We start from the raw sequence: 17,480 nt of genomic DNA, 5'->3' as shown, positions 1-17,480 counted from the left end.
CATTTGTGCATCCATGCACTTCGTAGTTCAGTTGTACCATTCTTGATTTAACAGAAGTGTTCCAGACATTGATTTGGCATACACTCCTTGAAAACATGGATGTTTGAATGCCGTAGTAATAGGATATTAAGGAGCGGTCACTCCCGACCATCCATTCCTATTGTTCGCAAGCTGATGGTATTATTTGAGTGAATTTATGTTCATAAATCGCGCTGTAATGTCGAGCCAATTCTTTCTGCTAGCTAAATACGCTACAATGCCGCTTTAATGCTCTCTAGAAGTTTCTATCTATGCCTGCAGTACCTTATTCATTAAAATCCTACAATACCTTTCAGATTGACCATAGCTGCGCAGAGTTGATCCATGCGAAATCTAAAGCTGAACTGATTTCTACTTGCCTGGAACTCTATCGAAGTGAGCAAGATTTTTTGATTCTTGGTGGGGGAGTAATGTTGTACTGACTGATGACTACCTAGGTACTGTTGTTCGTGTGGAGACTAAGGGCATAGAGTTTTCCGAGGATGATGAATATCATTACCTCAGCGTGGCAGCTGGCGAAAACTGGCACGAGTTAGTCGAGACCACTCTTTCAATGTCTATATCAGGTCTTGAAAATTTAGCCTTGATACCCGGTACCGTTGGCGCGGCGCCAATTCAGAATATTGGTGCTTATGGTGTCGAGTTGATGCAGGTATGTGATTGGGTTGAGTATCTTGATCTCAGAACAGGTGAATTGAAACGCTTAGCAACCGATGAGTGTCATTTTAGATATAGAGATTCAATTTTTAAGGGGGAGCTTCTCACCTGTGCTGTGATTACAGCGGTCGGACTCAAGCTGCGTAAGGATTGGGAGCCGGTGATATCTTACGGGCCACTGAGGACGTTTGAGAAAGGACGTGTGACGGCTAAACAGATATTCGATTGTATCTGTAATATGAGAAATACTAAGCTTCCTAACCCCAGTGTACTGGGTAATGCTGGGAGTTTCTTTAAGAACCCATTAGTTTCACGTGTTGTATTCGATTCCTTAGTTGAAAACCATCCGGGTATAGTGGGTTTCGCTGTAGATGAAAATTCAGTTAAATTGGCAGCTGGATGGTTAATCGACAGGGCAGGGTTAAAGGGTCTTAAGGTCGGTGATGCGGCAGTGCATGAGCAGCAGGCTCTGGTTTTGGTTAATATGGGCCATGCAACAGGTACAGATGTCACTCGGTTGGCTATGAAAGTCATTAGCGCGATAGTAGAGCGATATGGTATTAAATTAGCAGCAGAGCCTAGAATTATTGGTGCGAACGGTGAAAAGGAATTAGCAGATGATTGAACAGTGGGGACGTAAGAGAGAGATATTAACGGCATTAGCAGGTGAGCAGTTTGTTTCAGGTGAGCAGCTAGCTAAACAAGCTGGTATATCGAGAACTGCGATTAGTAAGCATATAGACTCGCTTGAAGACTATGGTGTCGAGATATTCAGTGTTAAGGGCAAGGGTTATAAGTTAGCTAATCCAGTTTCTTTGATCGATGAAGATCAATTGACCCGCTCACTTAATCACAGGTGCTTCTATTTTGATGAACTAGCGAGCACGAATGCCTTTCTGTTGAAACATGTTCACGAATTAACATCGGGTGATATCTGCATCGCAGAATATCAGTCGGCAGGCCGAGGGCGTCGTGGCCGTAGTTGGGTTTCACCCTATGGATGTCATCTGTATTACTCCATGTATTGGAAGTTGGAACAGGGAATGTCTCAGGCCTCGGGGCTCAGCCTGGTCGTTGCTTGCTCATTGGTTAAGGTACTGCAAAGTTTTGGTATCGAAGATTTAGGGGTTAAATGGCCAAACGACATCTATTTGAATAACAAGAAGTTAGCTGGCGTCTTGATTGAGATGAGCGGACAGGCCGACAGCGAATGTCATCTGGTTGTGGGGATAGGAATCAATATTTCCATGTCTCAGTCTCAGGGAGATAAAATCGATCAAGCCTGGAGTGACCTTTCTGCCAATCCTTCTTGTCCGAGTAAAACTGAATTGGCAATAGCGCTACAAAAACAGTTACACCAAGACTTTTCTACTTTTGAACAGCTAGGGTTAACAGCCTTCTTAGCGCGCTGGCAGGAGGTCGATGTGTTCTTCGGTAAGCAAGTAAGACTCTTGATGGGTGATAACCAGATACTGGGTATCTGTAAAGGAGTAGATGAATCCGGTGCCATTCTACTTGAAACCGATGAAGGCATTAAAGCGTTTGTGGGTGGCGAAATTAGCCTTCGAAGCGCGACCTAGTGTTGCTAAATCGGCTATTTTCGTAGTAAGACCTGACTCATCAGGTGATCATTGCCTTTCTGCAAAATAAGGTGGGCACGATCTCTGGTGGGTTCAATATTCAATTTTAGATTTGGACCGTTGATGCTATCCCAGATGTTGGAGGCTATGCTAGTCGCTTCATCGTCGTCCAGTTTTGAATAGTGGTGGAAGTAAGATTTTTCATCGCTAAAGGCGCCTCCTCTAAATTGGAGAAACCTATCTACATACCACTTCTTCAGTAATGCTTCCTCAGCATCGACATAAATTGAGAAATCGACAAAGTCGGAAACGAAGGGTTGTTGTATGCCAACTGCGGCATCTTGACCCGTTTGTAGTACATTTAGCCCTTCGATAATCAGTATGTCTGGTTGTTCTATTATTTGCTGCTTGTCTATGATGCGATCATAGCTGAGGTGAGAATAGATTGGTGCCCGGACGTAGGGCTCTCCGGCTTTGATTTGAGAAATAAACTTCACCAGCATCTTCATATCATAGCTTTCTGGAAAGCCTTTGCGCTGAAGAAGGCCTCGACGTTTTAGCTCCGCCAGTGGATAAAGAAAACCATCGGTAGTGACGAGGTCGACTCTGGGGTGTTCAGGCCATTGGCTCAATAGCGCCTGGAGAATTCGAGCCGTAGTGCTCTTTCCTACGGCGACGCTACCGGCAATACTGATGATATAGGGGCGCTTAGGAGGTATCCTGCCTAAGAACTTGTTGAGAACCAGGCCACGTTTTTGCTTGGCGCCGACAATCAGGTTAAGTAGCCGACTCAAAGGAAGATAGATATCGGTGACTTCGGTCAGAGAGAGCCTCTCGTTTATGCCGCGTAGCTTCTTGAGTTCAGATTCGATTAGGGTCAAGGGGACCGATTCACGTAATTCGGCCCACTGAGATCTTTGGAATGCAAGATACAGTGCATTATGAATTGGATTTTCTGTTGGCATTGCTTATCTCCCTTTGAGGGAGGAACAGTACACTAACAGTTTAAGATGAACAATATGAAAGCCAGCTAAGATGCTCGCTGTTTGACCATTGACTAAAAGGATGTCCAAAAAAACATCTAAAGGCTGTTTTTATGGACGAAAAAACAACATTCGGCATTTTTTTTAGGTTTTTTTACAAATAGCTATTGCACTTGTGCTCACATTTCCATAATATCCGCTACCGAAATGACACGCCGGCATAGCTCAGTTGGTAGAGCAACTGACTTGTAATCAGTAGGTCCCGAGTTCGACTCTTGGTGCCGGCACCATTTCTCTGGAGGGGTTCCCGAGTGGCCAAAGGGATCAGACTGTAAATCTGACGGCTCAGCCTTCGAAGGTTCGAATCCTTCTCCCTCCACCATTTTCTAGGTAGTTAGGTAACCTGAAGTAGGTTGCGCGGATGTCGTATAATGGTATTACTCCAGCCTTCCAAGCTGATAACGCGGGTTCGATTCCCGCCATCCGCTCCAATTTTCGCTGATGTGCTCACCCTTAAGAGCACGCCCTGATAAAGGGTGAGGTTTTAAGTCACTGCCATCAGCGCCAGCCTTCTTCAAATATCCTATTCTAAATCTAATTGATTCGATGACATTTATGCATCGGATTTTTTGTTGTATGTCGGTTTCATCACCAAGATATCTGATTGGGGCAATACCATGGCTAAAGAAAAATTTGAACGCGTTAAACCCCACGTAAACGTGGGCACCATCGGTCACGTTGACCATGGTAAGACTACTCTAACTGCTGCTATCTCTGCTGTTTTGGCAAAGACTTACGGTGGTGATGTTAAAGATTTCTCACAGATCGATAACGCTCCTGAAGAGCGTGAGCGCGGTATTACAATTAATACCTCTCACATCGAATATGACACTCCAGCACGTCACTACGCACACGTAGATTGTCCTGGTCACGCCGATTATGTTAAAAACATGATCACTGGTGCTGCTCAAATGGACGGCGCGATTCTAGTAGTTGCTTCTACAGATGGCCCAATGCCACAGACTCGTGAGCACATCCTGCTTTCTCGTCAGGTTGGCGTCCCTTTCATCATCGTATTCATGAACAAATGTGACATGGTTGATGACGAAGAGCTACTTGAGCTAGTAGAAATGGAAGTTCGTGAACTTCTTTCTGAATATGACTTCCCAGGTGATGACCTTCCAGTTATCCAAGGTTCAGCACTTAAAGCCCTTGAAGGCGAAGCTGAATGGGAAGCTAAGATCCTTGAGCTTGCAGAAGCTTTGGATACTTATATCCCAGAGCCAGAGCGTGCTATCGATGGTGCATTCATTCTTCCAATCGAAGATGTATTCTCAATCTCAGGCCGTGGTACAGTTGTAACTGGTCGTGTAGAGCGCGGTATCATCAAGGTTGGTGAAGAAGTTGAAATCGTTGGTATCAAAGATACTACTCGTTCAACTTGTACTGGTGTTGAAATGTTCCGTAAGCTGCTTGACGAAGGTCGTGCAGGCGAGAACTGTGGTGTTCTTCTACGTGGTATTAAGCGTGAAGACGTTGAACGTGGTCAGGTTCTTGCTGCTCCTGGTTCAATCACTCCACACACAACTTTTGAATCAGAAATCTATGTTCTGTCAAAAGAAGAAGGCGGACGTCACACTCCATTCTTCAAAGGCTATCGTCCACAGTTCTACTTTCGTACAACAGACGTAACCGGTACTATCGAGCTTCCAGAAGGCGTAGAGATGGTAATGCCTGGTGATAACGTTCAGATGGTAGTAACACTAATCTGCCCAATCGCGATGGATGAAGGTTTACGCTTCGCTATCCGTGAAGGTGGCCGTACTGTTGGTGCTGGTGTTGTAGCTAAGATCCTTGCTTAATCGCATAGACTCTTAACTGAACATCAAAAAAAGGAAGCTTCGGCTTCCTTTTTTGTTATTTTTAATTTTACTCGGTTCAAGCTTGCTTGTATTCTTGATTACTCGTCAGAATAAGAATACAATCTATGGCCGATTTTTGACCCTTTGGGCTTACCATTAAGCACATCGAGAGTAAGCTCGGAATTAAGTGGTTAGATAGTATTTTATTAAAATGCGATCAACCTGATACCACCTTAGGTCGTAGTGAGTAACGGAATTAATCGATGACAACAAATACAGAAAGCCAGGGTAATTCTCTGGATATCGTAAAGTGGGCTCTAGTCGCTATTTTGTTGGCAACAGCTATTATCGGCAATCAGCTGTATAGTGAAGCCAGTGTATTAGTACGTGCAATTAGTGTTGTTGCAGCTTTTGCTGTAGCGGGATTTATTGCATTGCAAACAGAGAAAGGCAAGCAAGCGCTAGTCTTTGCTCGTGAAGCACAAATTGAAGTACGTAAGGTAGTTTGGCCTACGCGTCAAGAAGCGCTAAATACAACATTTATTGTATTAGCCGCGACCGGTGTTCTTGCGTTGATCCTTTGGGGTATGGACGCAGTATTGCTGAGAATTGTCAATTTTATTACAGGCGTATAGGCACTTCGAATGACTGAAGCAACTGAAGCTAAAAAAAGATGGTATGTGGTCCAGGCCTTTTCTGGTTATGAAGGGCGTGTACTTAAGACTCTGAATGAATATATTCAGATGCACAAGATGGAACACTACTTTGGTGAGATTCTCGTCCCAACTGAAGAAGTTGTCGAGATGAGAGCCGGTCAGCGTCGTAAGAGCGAGCGCAAGTTCTTCCCTGGATATGTACTAGTCCAGATGGAAATGAACGATGAGAGCTGGCACTTGGTGAAGAGCATCCCTCGTGTGATGGGTTTCATCGGCGGCACTTCGGATCGTCCTGCTCCTATTTCTGATGTTGAAGCTGATAGAATTCTACAGCGTCTACAGGAAACTACCGAGTCTCCAACACATCGCGTGATGTTTGAACCTGGTGAAGTGGTTCGCGTTACCGATGGTCCGTTTGCTGACTTTAACGGTACTGTTGAAGAAGTCGATTATGAGAAGAACCGCGTCAAGGTTTCTGTGATGATCTTCGGCCGTTCAACACCAGTCGAGCTAGACTTTAGTCAGATCGAAAAGAGCTGATTAAATTAAACACAAATTTTATTTGGAATGGGTGCGGATTTGTTATAAAATCCGCACCCATTGTTTTTCGGGGAGCTTGCTGACATCTTGTCAGTGGCGTTTGAACCCAAACTGAGGAAATACTCATGGCTAAGAAAGTTGATGGTTACATCAAACTACAAGTCGCAGCTGGTGCTGCAAATCCGTCGCCACCAGTCGGGCCTGCTCTAGGTCAGAAAGGTGTTAACATCATGGAATTCTGTAAAGCATTCAATGCTCGTACTGAAAAGTTCGAGAAAGGCATGCCAATTCCTGTTGTTATCACGGTTTATACTGACCGTTCGTTCACTTTTGAAACTAAGACACCACCTGCATCTTTCCTACTGCTTAAGGCAGCAGGTTTGAAGTCTGGTTCTGGTCGTCCTAACACTGAAAAAGTGGGAACTATCAAGCGTAGCGCTGTCCAGGAAATTGCTGAGACAAAAGCTGCTGACATGACTGGATCTGATATTGATGCGATGACTCGCACAATTGAAGGTACTGCTCGTTCAATGGGTTTGGTAGTAGAGGATTAAGAAAATGGCAAAACTAACTAAGCGCGCTCGTATCATTCGCGAGAAAGTAGAAGTAACTAAAAACTACGACATCAATGAGGCTGTTGAGCTTCTTAAAGAACTAGCGACTGCTAAGTTCGTTGAGAGTGTTGATGTTGCTGTAAACCTTGGTGTAGACCCACGTAAATCTGACCAAAACGTTCGTGGAGCAACTGTGTTGCCACACGGTACTGGTCGTGACGTTCGTGTTGCCGTGTTCACACAAGGTGCTAATGCAGAAGCTGCGCTAGCTGCTGGTGCTGAGCTAGTCGGTATGGACGAGCTTGCTGCACAAGTTAAAGCTGGTGAAATGAACTTCGACGTTGTTATTGCTTCTCCAGATGCAATGCGTGTTGTTGGTCAACTAGGTCAGATCTTAGGCCCACGTGGTCTAATGCCTAACCCTAAGACTGGCACAGTAACACCAAATGTTGCTGAAGCAGTTAAGAACGCAAAAGCTGGTCAGGTTCGTTACCGTACAGATAAGAACGGTATCATCCACACTACTATCGGTAAAGTGGACTTCGAAACTGCTAAGCTAAAGGAAAACTTGGAAGCACTTGTTGCGGCATTAGTGAAAGCTAAGCCTGCAGCTGCTAAAGGTATTTTCCTTAAGAAAATCAGCATCTCGACCACTATGGGCGCAGGTGTTGCAGTTGACCAGAGTACTCTGGAAGACGCTAAGTAATTTTACAAGGTTAGCGTATTAGTCTATAATGCGCGCACCTTGTGGGTTGAGGTCTATAATTTAGCCATTTAGATGGTCAAATCTTAGACTTCCGTCCAAGACCGTAGGTGTCGGCTTAATGGCTGACTTAATTTCCTACGTAGACGGTGTCGAACCCCAGAAAGATTTTGTTCTGCTGGATAAGCACCGTAAATCACTAGTCATATTTATGATTAGTATGGTAATTGCTAGGGAATTCCCTAGATTTAATCCAGGAGTAAAGCCAATGGCATTAGGACTCGAAGACAAAAAAGCGATTGTTGCTGAAGTCAACGAAGCTGCCAAAGGTGCTTTATCTGCAGTTGTAGCCGATTCACGCGGTGTAACTGTAGGTGATATGACCGGTCTGCGTAGAGCAGCTCGCGAAGCTGGTGTATTCGTTAAAGTTGTACGTAATACATTAGCTAAACGCGCAGTTGTAGGTACTGATTTTGAGTGCCTTAGCGATACGTTTACCGGTCCTACTTTGATTGCCTTCTCTAACGAGCACCCAGGTGCAGCCGCGCGTCTTCTTAAAGACTTCGCTGGTGAGCAAGAGATGTTTGAAATCAAAGCAGCAGCCTTTGAAGGGGAGTTAATCCCTGCAGCCGATATAGATCGCTTAGCGAAACTGCCAACATTCGACGAAGCAATTGCTCAGTTGATGATGACAATGAAAGAAGCATCTGCTGGCAAGCTAGTTCGTACACTGGCCGCCCTTCGCGATCAAAAAGAAGAAGCAGCTTAAGTTTATACTTAGCCGCTTAAATTCAGAACAATAGGAATTTTTTGTTATGTCTATCACTAAAGACGATATCTTAAACGCTGTTGCAGAAATGTCTGTAATGGAAGTTGTTGAACTAATCGAGTCAATGGAAGAGAAGTTCGGCGTATCTGCAGCTGCTGCAGTTGTTGCTGGCGGAGCTGCTGAAGGCGGCGCTGCTGCTGAGCAGACTGAATTTGACGTTATGATGACTTCGTTCGGTGAGAACAAGGTTAAAGTAATTAAAGCTCTTCGTAGCGCTACAGGTCTTGGCCTGAAAGAAGCTAAAGCTATGGCTGAAGCATCTCCAGTAGCTGTTAAAGAAGCTATTTCTAAAGAAGAAGCTGAAGCACTTAAGACTCTTCTTGAAGAAGCTGGTGCTTCTGTAGAGATCAAGTAAGTTATAATTTAACTTACTCCGCCCGAGTCATCGGGTGAAGGCTGGCGGTTTTTTAACCGTCGGCCTTTTTTGCGCTGTAAGCGTAGGCGATTTTTTTTTCACCGTTTGTCGCCAGATCATGCAGTTCCTAACAGAGATTACTGGTTAGGTTCTTGCCATCAACGGTGATGGGCAAACGCGCTGTTTCAATTTTTTGAATCAGTCTTGGTCACATCTCGAAATCAGAGGAAACCCATGGTTTACTCCTATTCTGAAAAGAAGCGTATTCGTAAAGATTTTGGTAAACGTCCAAAAGTTTTGGATATCCCTTACCTACTCTCAATACAGTTGGACTCATTTAAGAAGTTCACTGATCAAGATCCTACTGGTGAACGTGGCTTTGAAGCCGCTTTCCGTAGCGTTTTTCCCATCAAGAGCTTTTCTGGTAACTCAGAGCTGCAGTATGTCAGCTATAAGTTAGGTGAGCCTGTTTTTGATGTGAAAGAGTGTCAGATCCGCGGTATTACATACGCAGCACCACTGCGCGTTAAATTGCGTATGGTCTTGTATGATCGTGAAGCTGCCCCCGGCACAGTCAAAGACATTAAAGAACAAGAAGTCTACATGGGGGATATCCCTCTAATGACTGACAACGGTACCTTCGTTATCAATGGTACTGAGCGTGTTATCGTATCTCAGTTACACCGTTCACCCGGTGTGTTCTTCGATCATGACCGTGGCAAGACCCACTCTTCAGGTAAAGTGTTATATAACGCACGTATCATTCCTTACCGTGGTTCTTGGTTAGATTTTGAATTCGATCCAAAAGATGCACTCTTCGTACGTATCGATCGCCGTCGTAAACTTCCGGCGTCTATCATGTTGCGTGCATTAGATTATTCGACTCAGGATATTCTGGATCTCTTCTTCGATCGTGTTAACTTCAAGATCAAGAAAGATTCATTAGTGATGGATCTGGTTGCAGAGCGCCTTCGCGGCGAGACTGCAAGTTATGACATTAAAGATGCAGATGGCAGTATCTTAGTTGAGAAGGGACGCCGCATTACTGCACGTCACATTCGTCAGCTAGAGAAGTCAAAGACTACTGAGCTAGAAGTACCGGTAGATTATATCGCGGGTAAGATTGCGGGTCAGGACTACATAGATCCGGACACAGGTGAAGTATTGGTTTCTGCTAACGCTGAGATCACCCTGGAAGATCTTGCTAAGCTTTCGATGGCTGGCATCAAAGAGATAAGCACTCTATATATCAACGACCTTGATAACGGTGCTTATATGTCAGATACCCTACGTATTGACTCTACAACTAACCGCCTCGAGGCGCTGGTTGAGATCTATCGTATGATGCGTCCTGGCGAGCCACCAACTAAAGATGCGGCCGAAGGCCTATTCCAGAACTTGTTCTTCAGTGAAGAGCGTTATGACCTGTCTAAAGTCGGTCGTATGAAGTTCAACCGTCGTCTAAGCATCGGCGAAGACGAAGGTTCAGGTATCCTATCTAAGGAAGACATCGTTGCGGTAATGAAGAACATCATTACTATTCGTAACGGTGGCGATGAGGTCGATGATATCGATCACTTGGGTAACCGTCGTATCCGTAGCGTTGGCGAAATGGCTGAGAACCAGTTCCGTGTTGGTCTAGTTCGTGTAGAACGTGCCGTACGTGAACGTTTAAGCCTTGGTGATCTTAATGAGCTAATGCCTCAAGATCTTATCAATGCTAAGCCAATCTCTGCCGCAGTTAAAGAGTTCTTCGGTTCTTCTCAGCTGTCTCAGTTTATGGATCAGAACAACCCACTTTCAGAAGTGACTCACAAGCGCCGTATTTCGGCTCTTGGTCCAGGTGGTTTGACTCGTGAACGTGCCGGCTTCGAAGTTCGAGATGTACACCCGACTCACTACGGTCGTTTGTGTCCAATCGAAACTCCGGAAGGCCCGAACATTGGTCTGATCAACTCGTTAGCCAGTTTCGCGCGTACTAACTCATACGGTTTCCTCGAAACACCTTACCGTAAGGTAGAAGAAGGTGTGGTTACCGATCAGATAGATTATCTGTCGGCAATCGAAGAAGGTCGTTATGTTATCGCTCAGGCGAACATAGATATAGATAAGAGCGGACGTCTACTCGAAGAGCAGGTTGCTTGTCGTCATAAGGGTGATTCAACCTTTATGCGTGCTACCGATATCCAGTATATGGATGTATCACCGCAGCAGATTATCTCTGTAGCAGCCTCACTGATTCCGTTCCTGGAACACGATGATGCTAACCGTGCCTTGATGGGCGCGAACATGCAACGTCAAGCAGTACCAACACTAAGAGCCGATAAGCCATTAGTAGGTACTGGTATCGAGCGTATTATTGCGGTCGATTCAGGCGTTGTGGTTTCTGCTAAACGTGGTGGTAGTGTCGATTATGTCGATGCCAGCCGTATCGTGGTCAAAGTTAACGAATCTGAGCTACGCCCAGGCGAAGCCGGTATCGATATCTATAACCTGACTAAGTACACACGTTCTAACCAGAATACCTGTATTAACCAACGTCCTTGTTGTTCTGTTGGTGATCCTGTGGTTCGTGGTGATGTATTGGCCGATGGTCCTTCAACGGATCTGGGTGATCTGGCTCTTGGTCAGAACATGCGTATCGCGTTTATGCCTTGGAACGGTTACAACTTCGAGGATTCAATCCTCATCTCTGAGCGTGTAGCTCAGGAAGATCGTTTCACCACTATCCACATTCAGGAGCTTTCTTGTATCGCTCGTGATACTAAGTTGGGTAGTGAAGAGATCACTGCTGATATTCCAAACGTGGGTGAGTCTGCGCTTTCTAAGCTGGACGAATCGGGTATCGTTTATATCGGTGCCGAAGTTAAGGGTGGCGACATCCTGGTTGGTAAGGTGACACCTAAGGGTGAAACTCAGCTGACTCCAGAAGAGAAACTCCTCCGAGCTATTTTCGGTGAGAAGGCCTCTGACGTTAAAGACAGCTCGCTACGTGTACCTAACTCAGTGAAAGGTACTATCATCGACGTCCAGGTATTTACCCGTGACGGCGTTGAAAAAGACAAGCGTGCGGTTGAAATCGAAGAGATGCATATCGCTCAGGCTAAGAAAGATCTGACCGAAGAGTTCAAAATCCTCGAAGAGGGTGTTTATGGACGTGCACGTAAGCTGCTATTGAATGCAGGCTTCGATCAGGCGCAACTCGATGCTATTCCTCGTTCTCAGTTGCTGGTTCAGACAATTGAAGATGAAGCTAAGCAGACCGAACTTGAGCAGCTTGCCGAGCAGCATGACGAATTGAAAGCCGACTTCGATAAGAAGTTTGAGATCAAGCGTCGTAAAATCACCCAAGGTGATGACTTAGCACCTGGCGTACTTAAGATAGTTAAGGTTTACCTTGCTGTTAAACGTACTATCCAGCCTGGTGATAAGATGGCGGGTCGTCATGGTAACAAGGGTGTTATCTCTAAGATTAACCCTGTTGAAGACATGCCTTACGATGAGAATGGTAACCCAATTGACATCGTATTGAACCCGCTCGGTGTACCATCTCGTATGAACATCGGTCAGATCTTAGAGGTTCACATGGGCGCAGCAGCTAAAGGTATCGGTGATCAGATCACCGCAATGCTTGAAGAGCAGCGTCAATTAGCCGAGATTCGCGCTTACATCAAAGAAGTATATGAGTTAGGTGACGAGGTGCAGCAGCGCGTCGATATCGATTCGTTTACCGATGATGAAGTATTGCGTCTGGCTAAGAACCTTAAGGGTGGTATTCCGATTGCGACTCCAGCATTCGATGGTGCGAAAGAGAAAGAGATCAAGGAAATGCTTGCACTTGCTAAGCTTCCTACCTCTGGTCAACGTACCTTGTATGATGGTCGTACCGGTAATGAGTTTGAGCGTCAGGTAACCGTAGGTTACATGTATATGCTCAAACTTAACCACTTGGTTGACGACAAGATGCATGCTCGTTCTACGGGTTCGTACAGTCTTGTTACTCAACAGCCATTGGGTGGTAAAGCTCAGTTTGGTGGTCAGCGTTTCGGAGAGATGGAAGTATGGGCACTAGAAGCATACGGTGCTGCATATACTCTTCAAGAGATGCTAACCGTTAAGTCTGATGATGTTAACGGTCGTACTCAGATGTATAAGAACATCGTCGACGGTAATCACCAGATGCAACCAGGCATGCCAGAGTCATTCAACGTACTGTTGAAGGAAATCCGTTCACTCGGTATTAATATCGAGTTGGATCAAGACTAAAATTAACTTAGGTTAATTTGGCAATAAATTGGTGTCCTGCATTAGCGGGGCACTCGGTTTAACTCCTTCAGGAGAGAAACGTGAAAGACTTATTAAAGTTTCTGAAACAGCAAAGCAAGACCGAAGAATTTAACGGTATCAAGATCGGACTAGCGTCGCCAGATCTGATCCGCTCTTGGTCATTTGGTGAAGTTAAGAAGCCAGAAACCATTAACTACCGTACCTTCAAGCCCGAGCGTGAAGGCTTGTTCTGTGCGCGTATTTTTGGTCCAGTAAAAGATTATGAGTGTTTATGTGGTAAATATAAGCGCTTAAAGCACCGTGGTGTGATCTGTGAGAAGTGTGGCGTTGAAGTTACACAGACTAAAGTACGTCGTGAGCGTATGGGTCACATAGATCTAGCCAGCCCAGTAGCACATATCTGGTTCCTTAAATCACTGCCGTCTCGTATCGGTTTGATGCTGGATATGACTCTGCGTGACATCGAACGTGTGCTTTACTTCGAATCATTTGTAGTGATCGAGCCTGGCATGACCAGCCTTGAGCGCGGACAGATGCTAACCGAAGAGAACTACCTCGACGCGTTAGAAGAGTACGGTGACGAATTCGAAGCTAAGATGGGTGCCGAAGCAGTTCTTGAATTGCTACGCGCTATCGAGCTTGAGAAAGAAATTGAGATGATGCGTGAAGAATTGCCATCAATCAATTCTGAGACTCGTCGCAAGAAGATGACTAAGCGTCTTAAGCTTATTGAGGCTTTCTTCCAATCGGGTAACAAGCCTGAGTGGATGATCCTTAAAGTGCTACCGGTTCTGCCACCTGATCTACGCCCTCTGGTTCCACTAGATGGTGGACGTTTCGCTACGTCTGATCTTAACGACCTTTATCGTCGTGTGATCAACCGTAACAACCGTCTTAAGCGTCTGTTAGACCTAGCTGCACCAGACATCATAGTACGCAACGAAAAGCGTATGTTGCAAGAGTCTGTGGATGCGCTACTGGATAACGGTCGTCGTGGTCGTGCTATTACAGGTTCTAACAAGCGTCCGCTTAAATCTTTGGCCGATATGATCAAAGGTAAGCAAGGTCGTTTCCGTCAGAACTTGCTAGGTAAGCGTGTTGATTACTCTGGTCGTTCGGTGATTACCGTAGGTCCAACGCTTCGCCTGCATCAGTGTGGTCTTCCTAAGAAGATGGCACTCGAGCTATTTAAGCCTTTCATCTATGGCAAGCTTGAAGGTCGTGGTCTAGCGACCACGATTAAAGCGGCTAAGAAGATGGTTGAACGTGAAGTTGCCGAAGTATGGGATGTATTGGACGAAGTAATTCGTGAACATCCGGTCATGCTTAACCGTGCACCAACACTTCACCGTCTTGGTATCCAGGCATTTGAGCCGGTACTGATTGAAGGTAAAGCGATTCAGCTTCACCCACTCGTATGTGCGGCGTACAACGCCGATTTCGATGGTGACCAAATGGCTGTTCACGTGCCGCTGACGCTTGAAGCTCAGTTAGAAGCACGTTCGTTAATGATGTCTACTAACAACATTCTATCGCCAGCAAACGGCGAGCCGGTTATCACACCGTCACAGGATGTTGTATTGGGTCTGTACTACGCCAGCCGTAAGTGTGTTAACGGTAAAGGTGAAGGCATGGTGTTCGAATCCATCGATGAAGTTGAAAAAGCTTATCGTACTGGTTTCGCCGCTATTCATGCTCAAATCAAAGTGCGTATTACTGAGACTCATATTGCCGAAAATGGCGAGCGTACCGAGGCACGTCGTATCGTAGATACTACTGTGGGTCGTTCACTACTTTCTCGCATCTTACCGAAAGGCTTGTCTTTCGATCTGGTTAACCAGAATATGGGTAAGAAGCAGATAGGTAAACTACTGAACACTTGTTATCGTCAATTAGGTCTTAAAGATACCGTTGTCTTCGCCGACCAATTGATGTATGCCGGTTTCCATTATGCAACAGTGTCGGGTGCTTCTGTAGGCATCGATGATATGGTCATCCCGGCTGCTAAGTACACCTTAGTTGCCGACGCCGAAGCTGAAGTGCTTGAGATTCAAGAGCAGTTCCAATCGGGTCTTGTTACCGCAGGTGAGCGTTACAACAAGGTCATCGATATCTGGGCCAGTGCCAACGAGAAGATCTCTAAAGCCATGATGGATAACCTGTCGACAGAGACAGTGATTAACCGTGACGGTGAAGAGGAAGAGCAAGAGTCGTTTAATAGCATCTATATGATGGCTGACTCGGGCGCTCGTGGTAGTGCTGCACAGATTCGTCAGTTAGCCGGTATGCGTGGTCTGATGGCTAAGCCAGATGGCTCAATCATCGAAACCCCGATTGTGGCTAACTTCCGTGAAGGTTTGAACGTATCTCAGTACTTCATCTCGACTCACGGTGCGCGTAAGGGTCTAGCCGATACCGCATTGAAGACAGCTAACTCTGGTTACCTGACTCGTCGTCTGGTTGATGTTGCCCAAGATCTCGTCGTTATTGAAGATGATTGTGGCACATTCGAAGGTCTGACGATGAAGCCGCTTATCGAAGGTGGTGATGTTGTTGAGCCGTTACGTGAGCGTGTACTCGGTCGTGTGGTTGCTATCGATGTCTTCTATCCTGGTTCAGAGAAGGTTCTTGCTCCTCGTAACACTCTGCTCGATGAAGCCTGGTGTGACGCCTTGGAAGAGAACTCTATTGATGAAGTTATCGTTCGTTCTGTAATTAGCTGTAATACCGATTTCGGTGTTTGTAAAGCCTGTTATGGTCGTGATTTGGCTCGTGGTCATATCATCAACCAAGGTGAAGCTATCGGTGTTGTTGCTGCTCAGTCAATTGGTGAGCCAGGAACACAGCTAACGATGCGTACCTTCCACATTGGTGGTGCGGCTTCTCGAGCTTCTGCTGAAAACAACATTCAGGTTAAGAACACAGGTACAGTTAAGCTACATAACGCTAAACATGTCACGAACAGCGAAGGCAAGTTGGTTATCGTTTCTCGTTCATCTGAGATCGCGATTATCGATGAGCTTGGTCGTGAGAAAGAGCGTTATAAGGTTCCTTACGGTACGATTCTGGAGAAACTAGAAGAAGCGACTGTAGCAGCTGGCGAAATCATCGCTAACTGGGATCCGCACACTCACCCAATTATCTCTGAGGTTGCGGGTACCATTAAGTTCGTCGATATGATTGAAGGTGTCACCATGACACGTCAAACAGATGATCTTACGGGTCTATCTTCAATCGTGGTTATGGAAGTAGGTCAACGTCCAACAGCTGGTAAAGAGATGCGTCCTTCGATTCGTCTTCTGGATGCTAGCGGTGAAGACTTGAAGATTCCGGGTACAGAAGTACCTGCACAATACTTCCTGCCTGGTAAGGCGATTGTCAACCAGGACGATAACGCAGCGATTAATGTCGGTGATGCGTTAGCACGTATCCCACAGGAGTCATCTAAGACTCGTGATATTACCGGTGGTCTACCTCGCGTTGCCGACTTGTTCGAAGCGCGTAAGCCGAAAGAGCCGGCAATTCTTGCCGAGTACTCAGGTACTATCTCGTTTGGTAAAGAGACTAAAGGTAAGCGTCGTCTGTTGATCACGCCTGCCGATGGTGGCAAGCCTTACGAAGAGATGATCCCTAAGTGGCGTAACCTTAACGTGTTCGAAGGTGAAAAAGTCGAACGTGGTGAAGTTATTGCCGATGGTGCCGAGGCCGCTCATGATATTCTACGTCTTCGTGGCATTCATAAAGTGGCTAACTATATCGTTAATGAAGTTCAAGACGTTTACCGTCTACAGGGCGTAAAGATTAACGATAAGCACATCGAAGTGATTATCCGTCAGATGCTACGTAAGTGTTTGATCACAGATGCAGGCGACAGTAAGTTCCTTGCTGGTGAGCAAGCTGAAGTGGCCCGCGTCAAGATCGCTAACCGTGAGCTTGAAGCTCAGGGTAAGAAGCCTGCGACCTTCGACCGTGAGCTGTTGGGTATCACCAAGGCATCGCTTGCAACAGAGTCGTTTATCTCTGCTGCATCGTTCCAGGAAACTACCCGCGTACTTACGGAAGCGGCTGTAGGCGGTAAGAGCGATAAACTACGCGGTCTGAAAGAGAACGTGATAGTGGGTCGCTTGATCCCTGCTGGTACCGGTTATGCTTACCATCAGAAGCGTAATGCTGCATTAGCGGCTAAAGCATCGGGTAAGACGTCTGAACAGCCATCCGCAATTACTGCAAGTGAAGCCGAGCAAAACTTAGCTGACCTGCTAAATCTTGCCGGAAGTTCTGATTAAATCGGACTGAAAAGTAAATAAATTGTAAAAAAGGCGCCTTTGGCGCCTTTTTTTTACTTTATATTGGTTAAAAGTTGTCTATTTCTTGACAGAATGCCATTACCTTTCTAAAATTTCGCGTCCCACACCTGTGGGATATAGATTTTTCA

11 protein-coding genes, 3 tRNA genes and 1 pseudogene are annotated in these 17,480 nt (G+C 45.8%); 14 read left to right on the top strand and 1 reads right to left on the bottom strand.

Annotated elements, in window-relative coordinates:
* Positions 1 to 290: 290 nt before the first annotated feature.
* Positions 291 to 1,321: pseudogene (gene murB, locus FM037_RS26940) on the top strand (UDP-N-acetylmuramate dehydrogenase).
* Positions 1,314 to 2,276: a bifunctional biotin--[acetyl-CoA-carboxylase] ligase/biotin operon repressor BirA gene (gene birA, locus FM037_RS26935; protein ID WP_144048524.1), complete on the top strand. Its 963-nt coding sequence runs from the start codon at positions 1,314 to 1,316 to the stop codon at positions 2,274 to 2,276. Before murB ends, birA begins: the two are co-directional and overlap by 8 nt.
* 14 nt (positions 2,277 to 2,290) lie before the next feature.
* Here birA and coaA read toward each other — a convergent pair whose 3' ends face one another.
* Positions 2,291 to 3,241 (bottom strand): type I pantothenate kinase, encoded by a 951-nt coding sequence (gene coaA / locus FM037_RS26930; protein WP_144048523.1) that lies wholly within the window; start codon positions 3,239 to 3,241, stop codon positions 2,291 to 2,293.
* Between the two features lie 232 nt (positions 3,242 to 3,473).
* Between coaA and FM037_RS26925 the strand changes: the two genes are divergently transcribed.
* From FM037_RS26925 to rpoC, 12 genes are all read left to right on the top strand, one after another.
* Positions 3,474 to 3,549: transfer RNA gene (locus tag FM037_RS26925), tRNA-Thr, on the top strand.
* 7 nt (positions 3,550 to 3,556) lie between these two features.
* Positions 3,557 to 3,641, top strand: a tRNA-Tyr gene (locus FM037_RS26920).
* A gap of 35 nt (positions 3,642 to 3,676) precedes the next feature.
* Positions 3,677 to 3,750: transfer RNA gene (locus FM037_RS26915), tRNA-Gly, on the top strand.
* Positions 3,751 to 3,936: 186 nt separating this feature from the next.
* Positions 3,937 to 5,121 carry an elongation factor Tu gene (gene tuf / locus FM037_RS26910; RefSeq protein WP_144048512.1) on the top strand — a complete coding sequence of 395 codons (1,185 nt, stop codon included), beginning with the start codon at positions 3,937 to 3,939 and terminating at the stop codon, positions 5,119 to 5,121.
* Between the two features lie 263 nt (positions 5,122 to 5,384).
* Complete coding sequence (gene secE, locus FM037_RS26905) at positions 5,385 to 5,756, top strand: preprotein translocase subunit SecE (RefSeq protein ID WP_144048522.1); 372 nt, start codon at positions 5,385 to 5,387, stop codon at positions 5,754 to 5,756.
* A gap of 9 nt (positions 5,757 to 5,765) precedes the next feature.
* Positions 5,766 to 6,317: a transcription termination/antitermination protein NusG gene (gene nusG / locus FM037_RS26900; RefSeq protein WP_144048521.1), complete on the top strand. Its 552-nt coding sequence runs from the start codon at positions 5,766 to 5,768 to the stop codon at positions 6,315 to 6,317.
* A 125-nt stretch (positions 6,318 to 6,442) separates the two neighbouring features.
* Positions 6,443 to 6,871: a 50S ribosomal protein L11 gene (gene rplK / locus FM037_RS26895; protein WP_144048520.1), complete on the top strand. Its 429-nt coding sequence runs from the start codon at positions 6,443 to 6,445 to the stop codon at positions 6,869 to 6,871.
* A 4-nt stretch (positions 6,872 to 6,875) separates the two neighbouring features.
* Positions 6,876 to 7,577 (top strand): 50S ribosomal protein L1, encoded by a 702-nt coding sequence (gene rplA, locus FM037_RS26890; protein ID WP_144048519.1) that lies wholly within the window; start codon positions 6,876 to 6,878, stop codon positions 7,575 to 7,577.
* A 265-nt stretch (positions 7,578 to 7,842) separates the two neighbouring features.
* Positions 7,843 to 8,343 carry a 50S ribosomal protein L10 gene (gene rplJ / locus FM037_RS26885; protein ID WP_144049154.1) on the top strand — a complete coding sequence of 167 codons (501 nt, stop codon included), beginning with the start codon at positions 7,843 to 7,845 and terminating at the stop codon, positions 8,341 to 8,343.
* 46 nt (positions 8,344 to 8,389) lie between these two features.
* Positions 8,390 to 8,758 (top strand): 50S ribosomal protein L7/L12, encoded by a 369-nt coding sequence (rplL, locus tag FM037_RS26880; RefSeq protein ID WP_144048518.1) that lies wholly within the window; start codon positions 8,390 to 8,392, stop codon positions 8,756 to 8,758.
* Between the two features lie 234 nt (positions 8,759 to 8,992).
* Positions 8,993 to 13,024 (top strand): DNA-directed RNA polymerase subunit beta, encoded by a 4,032-nt coding sequence (gene rpoB / locus FM037_RS26875; protein WP_144048517.1) that lies wholly within the window; start codon positions 8,993 to 8,995, stop codon positions 13,022 to 13,024.
* A gap of 80 nt (positions 13,025 to 13,104) precedes the next feature.
* Positions 13,105 to 17,331: a DNA-directed RNA polymerase subunit beta' gene (gene rpoC, locus FM037_RS26870; protein WP_144048516.1), complete on the top strand. Its 4,227-nt coding sequence runs from the start codon at positions 13,105 to 13,107 to the stop codon at positions 17,329 to 17,331.
* The last annotated feature ends 149 nt before the right edge of the window (positions 17,332 to 17,480 follow it).

It is taken from the genome of Shewanella psychropiezotolerans (genome assembly GCF_007197555.1).
GTDB classification, from domain to species: domain Bacteria; phylum Pseudomonadota; class Gammaproteobacteria; order Enterobacterales; family Shewanellaceae; genus Shewanella; species Shewanella psychropiezotolerans.
Note: the sequence above shows the minus strand (reverse complement) of the source record. Positions and strands in the feature narration are given on the sequence as shown.

Excerpts from the sequence above, each read along its gene's own strand:
- nusG (WP_144048521.1), top strand. The coding sequence starts at position 5,766 with ATGACTGAAGCAACTGAAGCTAAAAAAAGATGGTATGTGGTCCAGGCC.
- rplJ (WP_144049154.1), top strand. The coding sequence starts at position 7,843 with ATGGCATTAGGACTCGAAGACAAAAAAGCGATTGTTGCTGAAGTCAAC.
- rplA (WP_144048519.1), top strand. The coding sequence starts at position 6,876 with ATGGCAAAACTAACTAAGCGCGCTCGTATCATTCGCGAGAAAGTAGAA.
- rpoB (WP_144048517.1), top strand. The coding sequence starts at position 8,993 with ATGGTTTACTCCTATTCTGAAAAGAAGCGTATTCGTAAAGATTTTGGT.
- rplL (WP_144048518.1), top strand. The coding sequence starts at position 8,390 with ATGTCTATCACTAAAGACGATATCTTAAACGCTGTTGCAGAAATGTCT.
- tuf (WP_144048512.1), top strand. The coding sequence starts at position 3,937 with ATGGCTAAAGAAAAATTTGAACGCGTTAAACCCCACGTAAACGTGGGC.
- coaA (WP_144048523.1), bottom strand. The coding sequence starts at position 3,241 with ATGCCAACAGAAAATCCAATTCATAATGCACTGTATCTTGCATTCCAA.
- birA (WP_144048524.1), top strand. The coding sequence starts at position 1,314 with ATGATTGAACAGTGGGGACGTAAGAGAGAGATATTAACGGCATTAGCA.
- rplK (WP_144048520.1), top strand. The coding sequence starts at position 6,443 with ATGGCTAAGAAAGTTGATGGTTACATCAAACTACAAGTCGCAGCTGGT.
- secE (WP_144048522.1), top strand. The coding sequence starts at position 5,385 with ATGACAACAAATACAGAAAGCCAGGGTAATTCTCTGGATATCGTAAAG.